The 12899-nt window shown below is 68.5% G+C and carries 12 protein-coding genes; 6 read left to right on the forward strand and 6 right to left on the reverse strand.

The genetic code is table 11. The features are described from left to right. Window positions 1-54 precede the first annotated feature (54 nt). Together truA and HDA44_RS31400 are read left to right on the forward strand one after the other, a co-directional pair. A complete protein-coding gene (gene truA / locus HDA44_RS31395; RefSeq protein WP_184840626.1) occupies window positions 55-867 on the forward strand; it encodes a tRNA pseudouridine(38-40) synthase TruA in 813 nt (270 codons plus the stop codon). Next, window positions 860-1456: a class I SAM-dependent methyltransferase gene (locus HDA44_RS31400; protein WP_420488547.1), complete on the forward strand. Its 597-nt coding sequence runs from the start codon at window positions 860-862 to the stop codon at window positions 1454-1456. The genes truA and HDA44_RS31400 overlap by 8 nt, the downstream gene beginning before the upstream one ends. Window positions 1457-1469: 13 nt before the next feature. Here the strand turns inward: HDA44_RS31400 and HDA44_RS31405 are convergent, their stop codons facing one another. Together HDA44_RS31405 and HDA44_RS31410 are read right to left on the reverse strand one after the other, a co-directional pair. Beyond that, window positions 1470-3305 carry a hypothetical protein gene (locus HDA44_RS31405; protein WP_184840630.1) on the reverse strand — a complete coding sequence of 612 codons (1836 nt, stop codon included), beginning with the start codon at window positions 3303-3305 and terminating at the stop codon, window positions 1470-1472. A gap of 32 nt (window positions 3306-3337) precedes the next feature. Next, complete coding sequence (locus HDA44_RS31410) at window positions 3338-5179, reverse strand: hypothetical protein (RefSeq protein ID WP_184840632.1); 1842 nt, start codon at window positions 5177-5179, stop codon at window positions 3338-3340. Window positions 5180-5323: 144 nt separating this feature from the next. On the opposite strand from HDA44_RS31410, the gene HDA44_RS31415 reads away from it, so the two are divergent. After that, entirely contained in the window at window positions 5324-5869 is a 546-nt protein-coding gene (locus HDA44_RS31415; protein WP_184840634.1) for a SigE family RNA polymerase sigma factor, read from the forward strand. Further along, window positions 5862-6626 (forward strand): hypothetical protein, encoded by a 765-nt coding sequence (locus HDA44_RS31420; RefSeq protein ID WP_184840636.1) that lies wholly within the window; start codon window positions 5862-5864, stop codon window positions 6624-6626. The genes HDA44_RS31415 and HDA44_RS31420 overlap by 8 nt, the downstream gene beginning before the upstream one ends. A gap of 10 nt (window positions 6627-6636) precedes the next feature. Here HDA44_RS31420 and HDA44_RS31425 read toward each other — a convergent pair whose 3' ends face one another. Then, entirely contained in the window at window positions 6637-7734 is a 1098-nt protein-coding gene (locus tag HDA44_RS31425; protein ID WP_184840639.1) for a ferredoxin reductase domain-containing protein, read from the reverse strand. 53 nt (window positions 7735-7787) lie between these two features. Here HDA44_RS31425 and HDA44_RS31430 point away from each other — a divergent pair, with 53 nt between their 5' ends. Beyond that, complete coding sequence (locus tag HDA44_RS31430) at window positions 7788-9470, forward strand: ABC-F family ATP-binding cassette domain-containing protein (RefSeq protein ID WP_184840641.1); 1683 nt, start codon at window positions 7788-7790, stop codon at window positions 9468-9470. Here the strand turns inward: HDA44_RS31430 and HDA44_RS31435 are convergent. Next, window positions 9467-10297 (reverse strand): glycoside hydrolase family 18 protein, encoded by an 831-nt coding sequence (locus tag HDA44_RS31435; protein WP_184840643.1) that lies wholly within the window; start codon window positions 10295-10297, stop codon window positions 9467-9469. The genes HDA44_RS31430 and HDA44_RS31435 overlap by 4 nt on opposite strands. Further along, window positions 10294-10842 (reverse strand): TetR/AcrR family transcriptional regulator, encoded by a 549-nt coding sequence (locus tag HDA44_RS31440; protein WP_319036121.1) that lies wholly within the window; start codon window positions 10840-10842, stop codon window positions 10294-10296. The genes HDA44_RS31435 and HDA44_RS31440 overlap by 4 nt, the downstream gene beginning before the upstream one ends. A gap of 123 nt (window positions 10843-10965) precedes the next feature. On the opposite strand from HDA44_RS31440, the gene HDA44_RS31445 reads away from it, so the two are divergent. Then, on the forward strand, window positions 10966-11421 hold the full coding sequence (locus tag HDA44_RS31445) for a nuclear transport factor 2 family protein (protein WP_184840644.1): 456 nt from the start codon (window positions 10966-10968) through the stop codon (window positions 11419-11421). A 66-nt stretch (window positions 11422-11487) separates the two neighbouring features. On the opposite strand, the gene HDA44_RS31450 is transcribed toward HDA44_RS31445, so the two are convergent. Then, the gene (locus tag HDA44_RS31450; protein WP_202887667.1) at window positions 11488-12795 is read right to left on the reverse strand and encodes a phospholipase D-like domain-containing protein; all 1308 of its coding nucleotides are present in this window, start codon (window positions 12793-12795) and stop codon (window positions 11488-11490) included. Window positions 12796-12899: the final 104 nt, after the last annotated feature.

Here is a 12899-nt window from a genome sequence, read left to right on the forward strand (position 1 = left end):
CGACAGGGCCCCCGCACCTAACGGTGTGGGGGCCCTGTTGGGTTAGATTGCCGTGTGCGTTGGCGGATCGATCTCAGGTACGACGGGACGGCTTTTCACGGCTGGGCCCGGCAGACAGGTCTCCGTACCGTGCAAGGCACGCTGGAAGAGGCGATCCGGGTCGTGCTGCGGCTTCCGGAGCCGGTCACAGTCACCTGCGCCGGCCGGACCGACACCGGCGTACACGCCCGTGGTCAGGTCACGCATGTCGACGTGGAAGCCGCTGTGGACCCGCTGAGGCTGCTGAGAGGGCTGAACGGCGTCCTGCCCGAAGATGTGGCTGTCACGGCCGTCACGGCGGCTCCAGAGGGCTTTGACGCCCGGTTCTCCGCTCTGGCCCGCCGCTACGTGTACCGGTTGTGCGACGACCCGGCCGGCTGGGATCCGCTGACCCGCGGTCACGTACTCCGAGTCGGGCGGCCGATGGATGTGGAGCGGATGAACACGGCTGCGGCCGCGCTGCTCGGTGAGCACGACTTCGCGGCGTTCTGCAAGAAGCGCGAAGGTGCAAGTACGGTGCGGGCGCTGCTGGAGTTCTCGTGGCAGCGGACCGGTACTGGGCAGCTGGAGGGCACTGTGATCGCGGATGCGTTCTGTCACTCGATGGTGCGCGCACTGGTCGGTTCGATGCTCCCAGTTGGTGATGGGCGCCGCGACGTGGCGTGGCCGGGCGCAGTACTGGCCGAGAAGGTGCGGGACTCGGCTGTTTCGGTGCTGCCCGCGCACGGCCTGACACTGGAGGAAGTGCGCTACCCGGCAGACGATGAGCTGGCCGCGCGGGCACTGCAGGCCCGTCAGGTCAGGGGAGAGGTACACCAGCGTGGCTGATCACTACTTTTCCGCGGAGCCCGGCTCCGCGGACGTACGCCGGACCGTCGAGGCACGGATCTGGGGCAAGCCGTACACGTTCACCACGGCAACCGGAGTGTTCTCCCGGGACCGGTTGGACATCGGTACGGCCGTGCTGCTGCGTGAGGTGGAGCCGCCGACCGGATCGGGCACGTTCCTCGACCTGGGATGCGGGTACGGGCCGATCGCCTGCGCGCTGGCGGTGGAGACGGATGCGACCGTGTGGGCAGTCGACGTGAACACTCGCGCGCTGGAGCTCACCGGAGTGAACGCAAAGGCTGCTGGTGTTGCTGACCGAGTACATGCGGTGCTGCCGGACGGCGTACCTGACGAGCTGCGCTTCGACGCGATCTGGTCGAACCCGGCGATCCACATCGGCAAGCCGGAGCTGCACAAGATGCTGCTGCGCTGGCTGGCTCGACTAGCTCCCGGTGGGGACGCCTGGCTCGTTGTCGGCAAGAACCTCGGCGGGGACTCGCTACAGCGCTGGATGACCGACCAGGGCTACCCATGCGAACGAGTAGGCAGCGCAAAGGGCTTCCGAGTCCTCCACGCCACCACTCCCTAAACACTGCAGTGTGTTATCCGCGGCCGGAGCTCGGGCCGCGGGTGTCGTGGCTGGTCTGCTGCTGGCGGGTGGTGGCACCCTGCGTGCCCGGACGGGAGCCTCCAGGCGGAGCCTGTCCCGCGGTCGCCGCCAGGATCGTCCGCTGCAAGTCGTCCTTGTTCGCGACCGGACCGGCCAGTGCCTTCCGAGCCTTCTCGACCGCCGCGTCGACCTTCTGACTCAGCTCCTCCCCGCCAGTAGATCGAGGCCAGAAACGCATCCTGGACTTACCACCCTGGTCAGCATCCACAGCGCTGTCGAGCACCGACCGCAGATCGGCGTTCAGCGTCTGCGTGACCTGTTCGCGTACCTCACGACCGACCGCGGACTCGACGCCATCGAGGCTCATCGCAACAGCCCGGTCCAGACGTTCGTTCGGTGCCGTGGTGAGGAGATGCGTCGCGGCTTCGTGTGGCTCCAGCCCAAGCCCGCGTCCCGCATTCGCCGTCACCGCGGCCACGACCTGAGCCGTCGTGGTCGGAGCTTCCGGATTACCTACGCCGGCCAGCTGTTCCGGGCCGTACCCGAGTGCCGCCAGCAGCTGCGGTTCTTGGCGGGTGGCGAAGTCATTGGTCAGCTGGTCGTCCAGAGCCTGGCCAACCGAGTCCAGCTCGGTCCTGCCGGGCTCCTCCGGGTTACACAGCCGTGCGGCTTGTACGCCGACCGTGTGCACCGCGGACCTGACCTCCGCCGAGGGCGGCGTGGACGTGTCCGCGGCCTCCAGCACGTCGATGACCTGGTTCTGGTCGAAGGTCAGCGACCGATCGGAACCAGCCGCCCCGGCACCCTCGCCCGCGGACCCATGGAGTTCACCGCTCCAGTACTCGGTGTTGAACTTCAGGTGCAGAGTCGCCACACCGATACCGGGTGCTCTGGTCTGCGACAGCTCGGACTGCACGGCGGACATCAGGCTCGTTACCTGTTGGTAGGCGGGCTGCTCGGTCCGCACCGGCTCCCGCAGGAACCCGGCCACGTTCTGCATCGCCCCCTCGACCATGCGCTCGCCGCGATCCCGGCGGTTCTGCGGGTCGAGCCGGCCCAGTTCGTCGAACGCGGCTTCGAGGTCCGCGGCGACGATGTCCTTCAGCCGGTCCGTGTGGTCGCGCGGCAGGTGCCGCGGGCTGCCGTCCGGAAGCCGGCGCTGCCGAATATCTCCCTCGACCACCAATGTGGCGAGTGCTTTGAATCGCCCGGCCGGAGGTACCGTCCGGAGCAGTCTGTCGACCTGGCCCGGCCGCATGCCCACCCGATGGCTGACCCGCTCGGTGAGCTCTGCCGCCGCGCCCTGAAGTAGCGGATGGCGGTCCGGGCCGGTCTGGCTCTCGATGCCACCGGCTTCCAGATAGTTCTCCGGCAGGTTGTGCATCCCGGTGAGGATCGAGGTGATGTCGACCGTGTTCGCGCGAACGCCGAGGTCGAGCGCCCGCGCCGCGCGACCGAGCGTGGTGTCCGCCGGCTGCACAAGCTCCAGGTAGGTGTCGCCGAAGTCGGCGACCGCGGCCCGCAGATCCTGGAGATCATCGGCGGTGTTGACCGGGAGCGGGTTCCGGCTCGTCTCCCCGGGGTCATGGCCGGGGGAGTTGTAGTGCGCGGCAGCGACGACGGCCATGGTCTGCGCCGTCCGCGCCCGCAAGGTGATCGAACGGTCGTCATTGACGACGCTGCCCGGGCCGGAGTCCGTCCATCGGTACAGCGCCGGTACATCACCTGCCGGCAGGCCCAGCGCGTGGTCCAGCCGATGCATCCAGTCGTACGCCAACTGGACGGAGCTGTCCTTCCTGCCGTCGATCCGCACCCGCTTCGCTGCCATCGAGATCCCAGCCCTTCACTCTCAACTAACAGTCAGCCGCGGCCGGAGGGACCTTGGCCGGATCGGTCCTGGCCGGGGTGTTGCCGGCGGTTGGTGGGGTTCTGTGCGTCCTGTTGGGGGCGCCCCGGAGGAGCCTGGCCGGAGGTTGCCGCTGTGACGGCCTGCTGCCAGTCATTGCTCGCGGGTCTTGTGGCGCCTAGCGAGCGCTGGGTGCTGCCGATCGCTTTGGTGACCTTCTGGCTGAGAGCATCGCCGGCGGAGGCTTGGCTCCAGAGGTGCAGTCGGGTTTTGCCGGCGTGGTCGGCGGCAGCCGCGTCCGTGAGGACGGAGCGCACTTCGGCACCGAGCGCCTGCTTGGCTTGGTCCAGTCGCGGGCCGGCTGGTTCGCCCTCGAGGACCAGGGCAACTGCTCGGTCGACGCGTTCGGCAGGTGGGGTGGTGAGCAGCCGTGCGGTGACCTCGTGAGGCTCCAGACCGAGCCGCCGTCCGGCCTCGGCCGAGAGCGTCGCCACGACCTGGGCGGTGGTCGTCTGGGTGTTGTCGTAGTGGCTCAACTGGTACGGGATGTATCGGAGCTTGCCGAAGAGCTGGCTCTCGTGGCGGCTGACGAACTCTTCCGTCAGCCCGCTCTCCAGAGCCTGATCAGCGGCATTCAGAGGGGTTGCGCCAGGGCCCTCCGGGTTACACAGCCGAGCGGCCTGAGTTCCAACTGCCCGGACGGCGGCTCTGAGCTCCGTCGACGGCCAGTACTCGGTGTGGTCGCCCGCGAGGACCTCGATGACGCGATCGCGGTCGAAGGTCAGCGAGCGGTCCGTACCGGCGGCACCCAGCTCGCCGGTGGATTCAGTCGACTCGTGCAGTTCGCCGCTCCAGTAGTCGGTATTGGCCTTGAGCTGCTGGGCGTACACCCCGGAGTTGCGGTCGGCGGCGGTCAACCCCCGGCCGATGGCCAACTCGGACTGCACCGCCGAGACCAGCCCGGCGACCTCCCGGTAGCCGCGCTGGCTGGTGTGGATCGAGTCCCGGTACTGCCTGAGGTGCACCGACGCGGCGCGCAGTCCGTTGTCGGCGATTTGCTCGCCTCTCGCCCGCGATCCCGTCTGGTCCGCAAAGCTCACTTGAGCAAACGTTTCCCGCAGGTCCTTGGACAGATCGCTTTTCAGCCGATCCAGGTGATCCGCCGGAAGCCGGCGTCGCGAACCGTCCGGCAGCCGGTTCTGCAGGGAGTCCCGTTCGGCCAGCTGGGCGGCCAGTACGTCGAAGCGCTGGGCAGGCGGCGTCTGCCGGAGCAGTGCGTCGATCTCGCCGGGGCGCAGGCCCGTCCGGCGGCTGGCCCAGGCGGTGAGGACTGCCGCGGCGCCTTGGTGCAGCGGGGAGCGGTCGGGACCTTGCACGCTGTCGATTCCACCGAGGTGTTCGAAGTGGTGGGCGTAACCGTGCATCCCGTGCAGGATCGAGGAGACGTCGACCATGTTCCCGCGGACGCCGATGTCCAGCGCTTGGTCGGCACCCGTCAGCTCCGCGCGCGGCAGCACGGATTCGACGTAGGCCGCGCAGAAATCGGAAGCCGCTGCCCGTACCCGCCGAAGGTCCGCCATGGTCCGGGGCGGCTCAGGCCGTTCGGGGTCGTGGTTCCTGGCGTCGTGGCGATCGTGACCGACGTCTGCCATGGTGTCAGCCGTCTGCCGGCTCAAGGTGATCGAACCGTCCGGATGCGCCCTGGTGCGCTGCGTTGCGTCCGACCATCGGTAGAGGCGCGGCCGGTCCAGTGGCAGCACCCCGGGCATCGTTTTGGTCAATCTCGTGATCCAGTCCATGGCCAGCGACCCGGTCCGAACGAAGATGTCGTCGATGTACGTGCGTTCGTCTGCCACCAGACCGCCTCTCGCCCTCACCCACCAGTGGGGGGTGAGCGTAACGGGCTGAGGGGCGAACCAGGCGTTTGACCTGGGCATCGTCATAATTGGGCGGGCGGCGGCCGGCTGCAACGGATCGGTTGCCCGGGGCGTCCTGAGGGCATGGAGGCAGCCTTGGCGGCAGCGGAGGCACGGAGTGGGCAGCTGGAGTTCGAGGCTTGGGTGGCCGAGAAGGCGGACGCCCTGCTGCGGTTCGCCTATGTGCTGACCGGGGACACCAACCTGGCGGAGGACGCGGTGCAGGACGCGCTGACGACCGCGTGCGCGCGCTGGGGCCGGGTCAGCCGTGCCGACGACCCCGAGGCGTACGTGAAGCGGATGGTGGTGAACGCGCACATCTCCTGGTGGCGGCGGTTTCGGCGCCGGGAGGCACCGGTCGACGATCCCGTCCGGACTGCCAACGCCGTTCCGGACGGTACGGCCGCCCGGGCCGAGTCGGCAGCGGTCTGGGCGTTGTGCGCGACCTTGCCGGACAAGCAACGTGCGGCTGTCGTGCTGCGGTTCTACGAAGAGCTGTCGTACGCGGAGATCGCCCAGCTGCTGCACTGCGCGGAGGCGACCGCCCGTTCGCACGTACACCGTGCACTGGCGGCGCTGAAGACCACATTGGTTGCGGATGAGAGTACGAAAGGAGCCGAGGATGCCTGAGCACGACCCTGAGCAGGAGCTCGGCCCCAAGATCACCTCGGCACTGCACAACCAGGCACACAACCAGTCCGGGATGCAGCGGAACGGCCTGGCCACGGAGGCGCGTCGGCGCGTACACCGTCGTCGGCAGGGCTGGTTGGCGGTAGCCGGTGCGGTAGCGGTCATCGCGGTGGGTGCCTTCGGGGCGAACCTACTGACCAGCACCGCACCAGTCGCCACCAGTAGCAGTGACAGCGCAGGGAAAGCGGAGCCGAGGCGGTCCGGGAACGCGCTGGCGCCGACACCGGAAGCTGCGCCGGCCGGATGTCCGACCGATCACCCGATCCTCCGGGCAGCTGGTCCCAGTGCGCTGCAGGCAAGTACCGGGCTCGACCTGAACACGCCAGTGACCGGGATGCGTGCCTGCCGGTACGGGTTCGCCGAGGGCGGCACTGGTCTGCTGGGGCAGGAGAACTTCGACGCGGCGGTCGCACAGCAGGTCGTGGACGCGATCAAGGTGCTCCCGGAACGCAACCCGGACCTGCCGGTGTTCAAGTGCGCTCCACCAACCGCAAAGCCGTCGGAGGCGATCGTGCTGCGCTTCGAGACCGCCGCGGGTGTCCGGGAGATCTGGGTCGAGTACGACGGCTGCCAGTCGGCCGGCTTCTTCACCGGGTCGCACACCTACGGCCTGTACGCCGCACCGCTGAAGCTGTTCATGACCGGTTCGGTCCGTCCGTCCGGCAGCACCTACCTGAACGCCCTGAAGGGCTGGTAGCCCACTCCGGTCACCTAGCAGCCTGATCCGGCGGCCGCGGCCGCCGGAGAGCACGATTGCGATCCGAAACCGGCGCACCCGCCCAGCTCCGCGGCTCTGGGTAGTGCCAGCCCTTACTCGGCGACCAATTACCTGCTCTTTCGTCGTCCAGAAGCTCGCGCAGGCGGGAGACTTCCAAACCGGCGTCGGACCCGCCGTAGTACGACTCGATGCGTCGCAGCAGTTCCACCTCTGGCGTGTTCATCGGCATCCGCGGCGCATTGTCGCCGTGCCGGAGGTAATGCTGTTCGACAATCTGTAGTTCTTGCTCCAATCGCTCGACGGCCTTGGCTCCGGTCTCGTGCCCGCGCTCGGCAAGCACAGCCGGTACGACCTGGACCAGGTCGTACTCCGCGAGCGACCCGAGCTCCTCGCGCAACGGCTGGGCCAGTACGAGCCGGATCTGCGACCGGTGCTCCTCCGGCATCAGCTCCGCTAGCCGGCTGTCGATCACCACGTCCACCATCGCCTCGTACCCGTGCACGTACGGCGCTGAATTGACAGCAGCGTGCACCTCCTCAAGCGGTAGCCCGCTGATCCGGTGCAAGCCCTCCAGAACGCCCTCGACGCCCGCCTGATATCCGGCGCGGTGTGTTGCCGCGTGGTACTGGTGGATCTGTGGGATCACCTTGTCGAGGCCGATGTCAGCTATGACTGCTTCGAAGATCCGCTCCCGGTTGACCTCGGCGAGCCCTTCGACCAGCGGCTCGAACTCCATCGAGTCGACGCTGATCGCATCCGGCGCGTTCTGATCACCTGTCTGGTGCTGCTGGCGATCGGTCTCGCGGACCACGGTCGCGACGGCAGCCCGGGCCGCGGCGGCCTCCCAGTCACCCGGCGGCTCGGTCGATTCGTACAGGTTCATCACCGGCTCGAGCACGCTCCGATGGATAGTCATCGGACCGTTCTCCTCCGCCGTGGCGCTGGTGATCAGCTCCTCGTACAGCCGCCGGTTCCACGACGACTCCAGACCGGTCCGTCCCTCGACCGCGGCAACCACCCGCGCGACCCATTGGTACTCACGAGTGCCGGGCAAGATCTCCGGCCCCATCAAGCGACGCGTCGGCACCGGGTCACGATAACTGTTCGCTCGGGTTGGGTGGGTGCGGTCAGACTGGGGGGATGGGTCATGTGGAGGTTGCCGGTGTCGGGTACGAGTTGCCGGACGGGCGGGTGTTGCTGGACGACATCACGTTTCGGGTCGGGGACGGGGCGAAGGTCGCGCTGGTGGGGGCGAACGGGTCCGGCAAGACGACGCTGACCCGGATCATCGCCGGTGATCTGAAGGCGCACGGTGGGAGCATCGCCCGGTCCGGTGGGCTCGGGGTGATGCGGCAGTTCGTCGGGTCGGTGCGGGACGAGTCGACCGTACGGGACCTGCTGCTGGGGGTCGCGCCGGACGCGATCCGGGAGGTGGCGGCCCGGCTGGACAAGGCCGAGCTGGCGATGATGGAGGCCGACGACGAGAAGACCCAGCTCAAGTACGCGCAGGCGGTCGCGGACTGGGGCGAGGTCGGCGGGTACGACGCGGAGGTGCTCTGGGACGTGTGTACGTCGGCGGCGCTCGGCGTACCGTACGACCGCTGTCGCTGGCGTGAGGTGAAGACGCTGTCCGGTGGTGAGCAGAAGCGGCTCGTACTGGAAGCGCTGCTGCGCGGTCCGGACGAGGTGCTGCTGCTGGACGAGCCGGACAACTACCTGGACGTACCCGGGAAGCGCTGGCTCGAGGATCAGCTTCGCAGCTCCGACAAGACCGTGCTGTACATCAGCCACGACCGGGAGCTGCTGGCGAACACAGCCACCCGCATCGTCACTGTCGAGCTCGGTGCGGCCGGCAACAACGCGTGGACGCACGGCGGCGGCTTCGGGACGTACCACGAGGCCAGGCAGCACCGGTTCGAGCGGTTCGAGGAGCTGCGCAAGCGCTGGGACGAGGAGCACGCGAAACTGCGCGCACAGATGCTGATGTACAAGCAGAAGGCCGCGTACAACTCAGACATGGCGTCGCGCTACCGGGCGGCGCAGACCCGGTTGCGCAAGTTCGAGGAGGCCGGTCCGCCGCAGGCGCTGCCGCGTGAGCAGAAGGTCAGCATGCGGCTGACCGGCGGGCGTACGGGCAAACGTGCGGTTGTCTGCACTGAGCTGGAGCTGACCGGTCTGATGAAGCCGTTCGACCTGGAGGTCTGGTACGGCGAACGGGTGGCTGTGCTTGGGTCGAACGGCTCCGGCAAGTCGCACTTCCTCCGGCTGCTCGCCAACGGCGGATCTGATCCCGATGTGGAGCACCGGCCGATCGGCGAAGTACCGATCGCACCCGTGGCCCACACCGGCAACGCCAAGCTCGGTGCGCGCGTACGGCCGGGCTGGTTCGCGCAGACGCATGAGCACCCGGAGCTGGTCGGCCGTACGCTGCTGGAGATCCTGCACCGCGGTGACGACCACCGGGAGGGCATGGGCCGCGAGCTGGCGTCCAGGAAGCTGGACCGGTACGAGCTGGCGCACGCTGCCGAGCAGACGTTCGACAGCCTGTCCGGTGGGCAGCAGGCCCGGTTCCAGATCCTGCTGCTGGAGCTGTCCGGTGCGACGCTGCTGTTGCTAGACGAGCCCACCGACAACCTGGACGTGGAGTCGGCCGAGGCGCTGGAGGAGGGCCTGGACAGCTTCGACGGCACCGTACTGGCAGTCACCCACGACCGCTGGTTCGCCCGCGGCTTCGACCGCTACCTGGTGTTCGGCTCCGACGGCTCGGTGTACGAGCCGGACGAGCCGGTCTGGGACGAAGGACGCGTCGAGCGAGCCCGCTAAGAGGGTGTTTGGGACCAGCCCATGAGCAGGTCGGTCGTCGGGGGAGTGACCTCCAGCGCCAGCTTGGTCTGCTTGGCGACATACCCGCCGTACAGGGACTCCAGCGGCATAGCGGTGTCGTACGACATGACAGCGATCTGGTTGACCCGCTCGGCGACCTGGCGGAAGTAGTCCTGCGACCACCACTTTTCGATCGGAACCGAGTGCAGGTACCAGAGCGGGTCGATCTGGGCCGCCGCGACGGACAAGGTCGTACCGAGCGCCCGCGTCTCGTCCAGCACCGCCAGGTAGCCCTTGCTGCCGGACTGCACCGGCTCGAAGTCGTAGTGGATGCCCTGGAACCCCTGCTGCAGTACGGCCGCGGCGGACGCGACGACCCGTTGCCGGACCGTGGCGTCCTCCAGGTCCATCCCGGGGTTCTTGCCGGGCCGCACCACGTCGCCCAGCCACGCCTGCACCCTGACGTTGGGCGCGGCGGCGCGGATCGCTTCGGCGAACCAGCGCGCCTTCGGCGAAACCTTTGCCAACGGCAACGATCCGTCGTGTTCGAGCGGTCCGGTGTGTACGTACAGGTCGCGGATGCCCGTGCCTCTCAGCCGTTCGCCGAGCGCGGTCACGTCGGCGGCGGTCTTCCGGCCGTCGACCCAGGCATGGCCGAGCCAGAGCGCGTCGTGGTCGCGGGTGCGCGCGTCCGCGGCCGGCTCACCGGCGTACTGCACCCGGAGCGAGATCGCATAGCTGCCGAGCGGTGCCACCACGAGCAGGACGATCGCGGCCGTCACCGCGACCAGTACGCGGCGAAGCCTGGATCGCCGGCGGCGCCTCACGCGTACGGCTTCAGGCCGGCGTAGATGAGGGTGAGCATCCGGTCCCGGACCGCGGGGTCCAGTTTGGCCGCGGTCGCGCCGCGGGAAGCGCCGATCAGCAGCGCGTACACCTCGGGGAACTCGGCGTCCGTACGCACCGCGCCGGCTCGCTGCGCGGCGGTCAGCAGGTCGTTGAAAGCCGAGCGCATGCCCCGGCCGGCCTCCTGGGCTTCCGCGCCGGCCACGGCGCCGGCGGCGGTCAGCGCCTCGGCGATCGCGAGCTTGGACGCGGACTCCGACACCACCTGGGTGAAGAACTCGAAGAACGCCTTCCCCGGTTCGGCGTCGCCGGACAGCTCCCGGGCCCGCTCCCGGAGCCGTTCCAGCCGCAGCGTCAGCACCGCCTCGAGCAGCTCGGTCTTGGTCGGGAAATGCCGGAAGACCGTTGCGATCCCGACCCCCGCCAGCCTGGCCACGTCATCGGTGGACGCGCTCGGCGACCGCCCGAAGACGTCGTCCGCGGCGGTCATGATCCTGGCCCGGTTGTCCCGTGCGTCTGCTCGCACCCCAGCTCCCCTCCGTCGCTCCTCAGCCTAGAAGACGCCCCGAACCCCGCATCTGGTTGTAAACGAAGTCAATACTCCATATATTCGAAGTCATCACTCCGTTTATCCCGTGAGGAACCCCCGATGACTCCCGAAGAGGTCTTCCTGAAGCTCGTGCACGGTGTCGCCGACCGAGACTTCGCCGCCCTGCCCGAGTTGTACGCCGAGCAGACCGACGTGCGGCACCCGATGAACCCGTACGGCGACCACCCGCTGCTGTCCCGGGACGCGCTCCGCGAGCACTTCGGTGGCACCGGTCCGCGGGTCGCCGAGGTGGTCCGGTTCCGGCCGGACGGCATCCGGGTGCACGAGACCGCCGACCCGGAGGTGATCGTCGCGGAGTTCGTGTACGCCGGCACCGTGCTGGCCACCGGCGAGCCGTTCCGGGTGCCGGCCGTGTTCGTGCTCCGGGTCCGGGACGGGCTGATCGTCGAGTCCCGGGACTACATCGACCACCTGGCGATGATCCGCGCCCGCGGTCAGGCCGGCGAACTTGTCACGCACCTGATGCAACCGGCGACCGCCACCGCGACGTCCTAGTCCACAGAGGCGCCGAACGGCCCCGGACCGTGACACCACCTGTCCGCCCGGGGCCGTTTCCAATGCTCAGGTGATGACGCCGCCCTTGGCGCGGCAGGTGTCCCGGAGGTGCCAGAAGTTGCGCAGGTACTCGTCGTGCACCGTCCGCCCCATCACCCGGACCTGTGCCTCGTCGGCCTGCCGGAGCGCCGAGTACGAGAAGTTGTGGCTGCCCGTGTACACCCGCGGCACGATGTCGTTGTCGAATCCGCCGTCGATCAGCAGGTACTTCGAGTGCACCCGGATATCGATGCCTGGGGCAACGTTGTAGTTGCACTTGGTGATCTGCACCGGCGCCGACTTCAGCGCGGTCAGCACGGCGTCGTTGGCATTGGTGAGTACGACGTCCACCCAGCAGCCGTCCTTGCGCAGCTGCGCCAGCCGCTGGGCGATCGCGGGCCGGTTGAAGTCCCACATCGCCACGCGTACGTCGGTCTGGTGCCGCGAGCCGTCCGGTTCGGTGTACGTGCAATGCACCGAGCCGAGGGTGTTGTAGACGGTGTCGGTGGCCGGGTCGTCGAACGGCTGCCCGGCCCGTTCCTGGCGCGGGAAGAAGAACACCCGGTAGTCCGTACCGCTGCCGGAATCCTTGTAGTAGTTGTTGTTCCCGGCCGCCACGTACCGGTACGAGCGCAGGTCGGAGAAGTAGGTCCGGTACGCCGCGTACGTCTTCGGATCCGAGTACGTGAGCGCGTTGTTGTACGCCTCGTTCTGGTCCCAGCTGCCCAGGTTCGCGGACGCCTGGTACACCACCGAGCCGACCTCCGCGCCGGAGCTCTGCCGGATCTTCGAGAAGGTGAAGAACTTGTTGTGGTTGTACGGCGTGACCGGCCCGTCCGACCACTGCTTGACCCGGGTCGCGATACAGCCGCGGATCGTCCCGGCGGGTGCCTTGTCGGCACAGTCGGCGACGTACGACGGCTGGTCGTCGGCGGAGCCGATGGCGGCCCGCAGCCGGTTGGTGGCGGCCGTGGTGGCGGACTTCTGGTCGACGATCAGCTTGATCCGGACGCCGCGATCGTGCGCGGCGACCAGCCGGTCGACGATGTCCGGGTCGGTCGCGGTGTCGGCGGTGTCCGGCGGATCGAACCCGAAGAACGACCCCTGGATCTCCTCGCCGGCCGGCACCCGGTCGATCAGGCCGGCCAGCTGCACCTGGATCGTGTTCTGCTGGGCGGTCGTCCCGGCCGGGTCGTTGAACACCGCGTGCCCGATCACCGGGTCGGGCACGGCGGGTACGGCGGGCGCGGCCGCCGGCTGCAACGCCGGCCCAGCGAGCAGTACCAGCGGGACAAGCAGCGCCGGACGCAGGGTGGACTGCAGGGTGAAATGCACGGTGTGACCTCCTGGGGGCGGATCAGAAGGATGTTCACTACCCAGTCCATGGTGCCGGAAATATTTCTTCCTGAACAGCGGAACGGCCCCCGACCGGGTGGTCG

The organism is Kribbella solani (genome assembly GCF_014205295.1).
Lineage (GTDB): Bacteria > Actinomycetota > Actinomycetes > Propionibacteriales > Kribbellaceae > Kribbella > Kribbella solani.

Bases quoted from the DNA above. Each gene is read 5' to 3' on its own strand.
- HDA44_RS31405 (WP_184840630.1), bottom strand. From the start codon at position 3,305: ATGGCAGCGAAGCGGGTGCGGATCGACGGCAGGAAGGACAGCTCCGTC.
- HDA44_RS31415 (WP_184840634.1), top strand. From the start codon at position 5,324: ATGGAGGCAGCCTTGGCGGCAGCGGAGGCACGGAGTGGGCAGCTGGAG.
- HDA44_RS31420 (WP_184840636.1), top strand. From the start codon at position 5,862: ATGCCTGAGCACGACCCTGAGCAGGAGCTCGGCCCCAAGATCACCTCG.
- HDA44_RS31430 (WP_184840641.1), top strand. From the start codon at position 7,788: ATGGGTCATGTGGAGGTTGCCGGTGTCGGGTACGAGTTGCCGGACGGG.
- HDA44_RS31445 (WP_184840644.1), top strand. From the start codon at position 10,966: ATGACTCCCGAAGAGGTCTTCCTGAAGCTCGTGCACGGTGTCGCCGAC.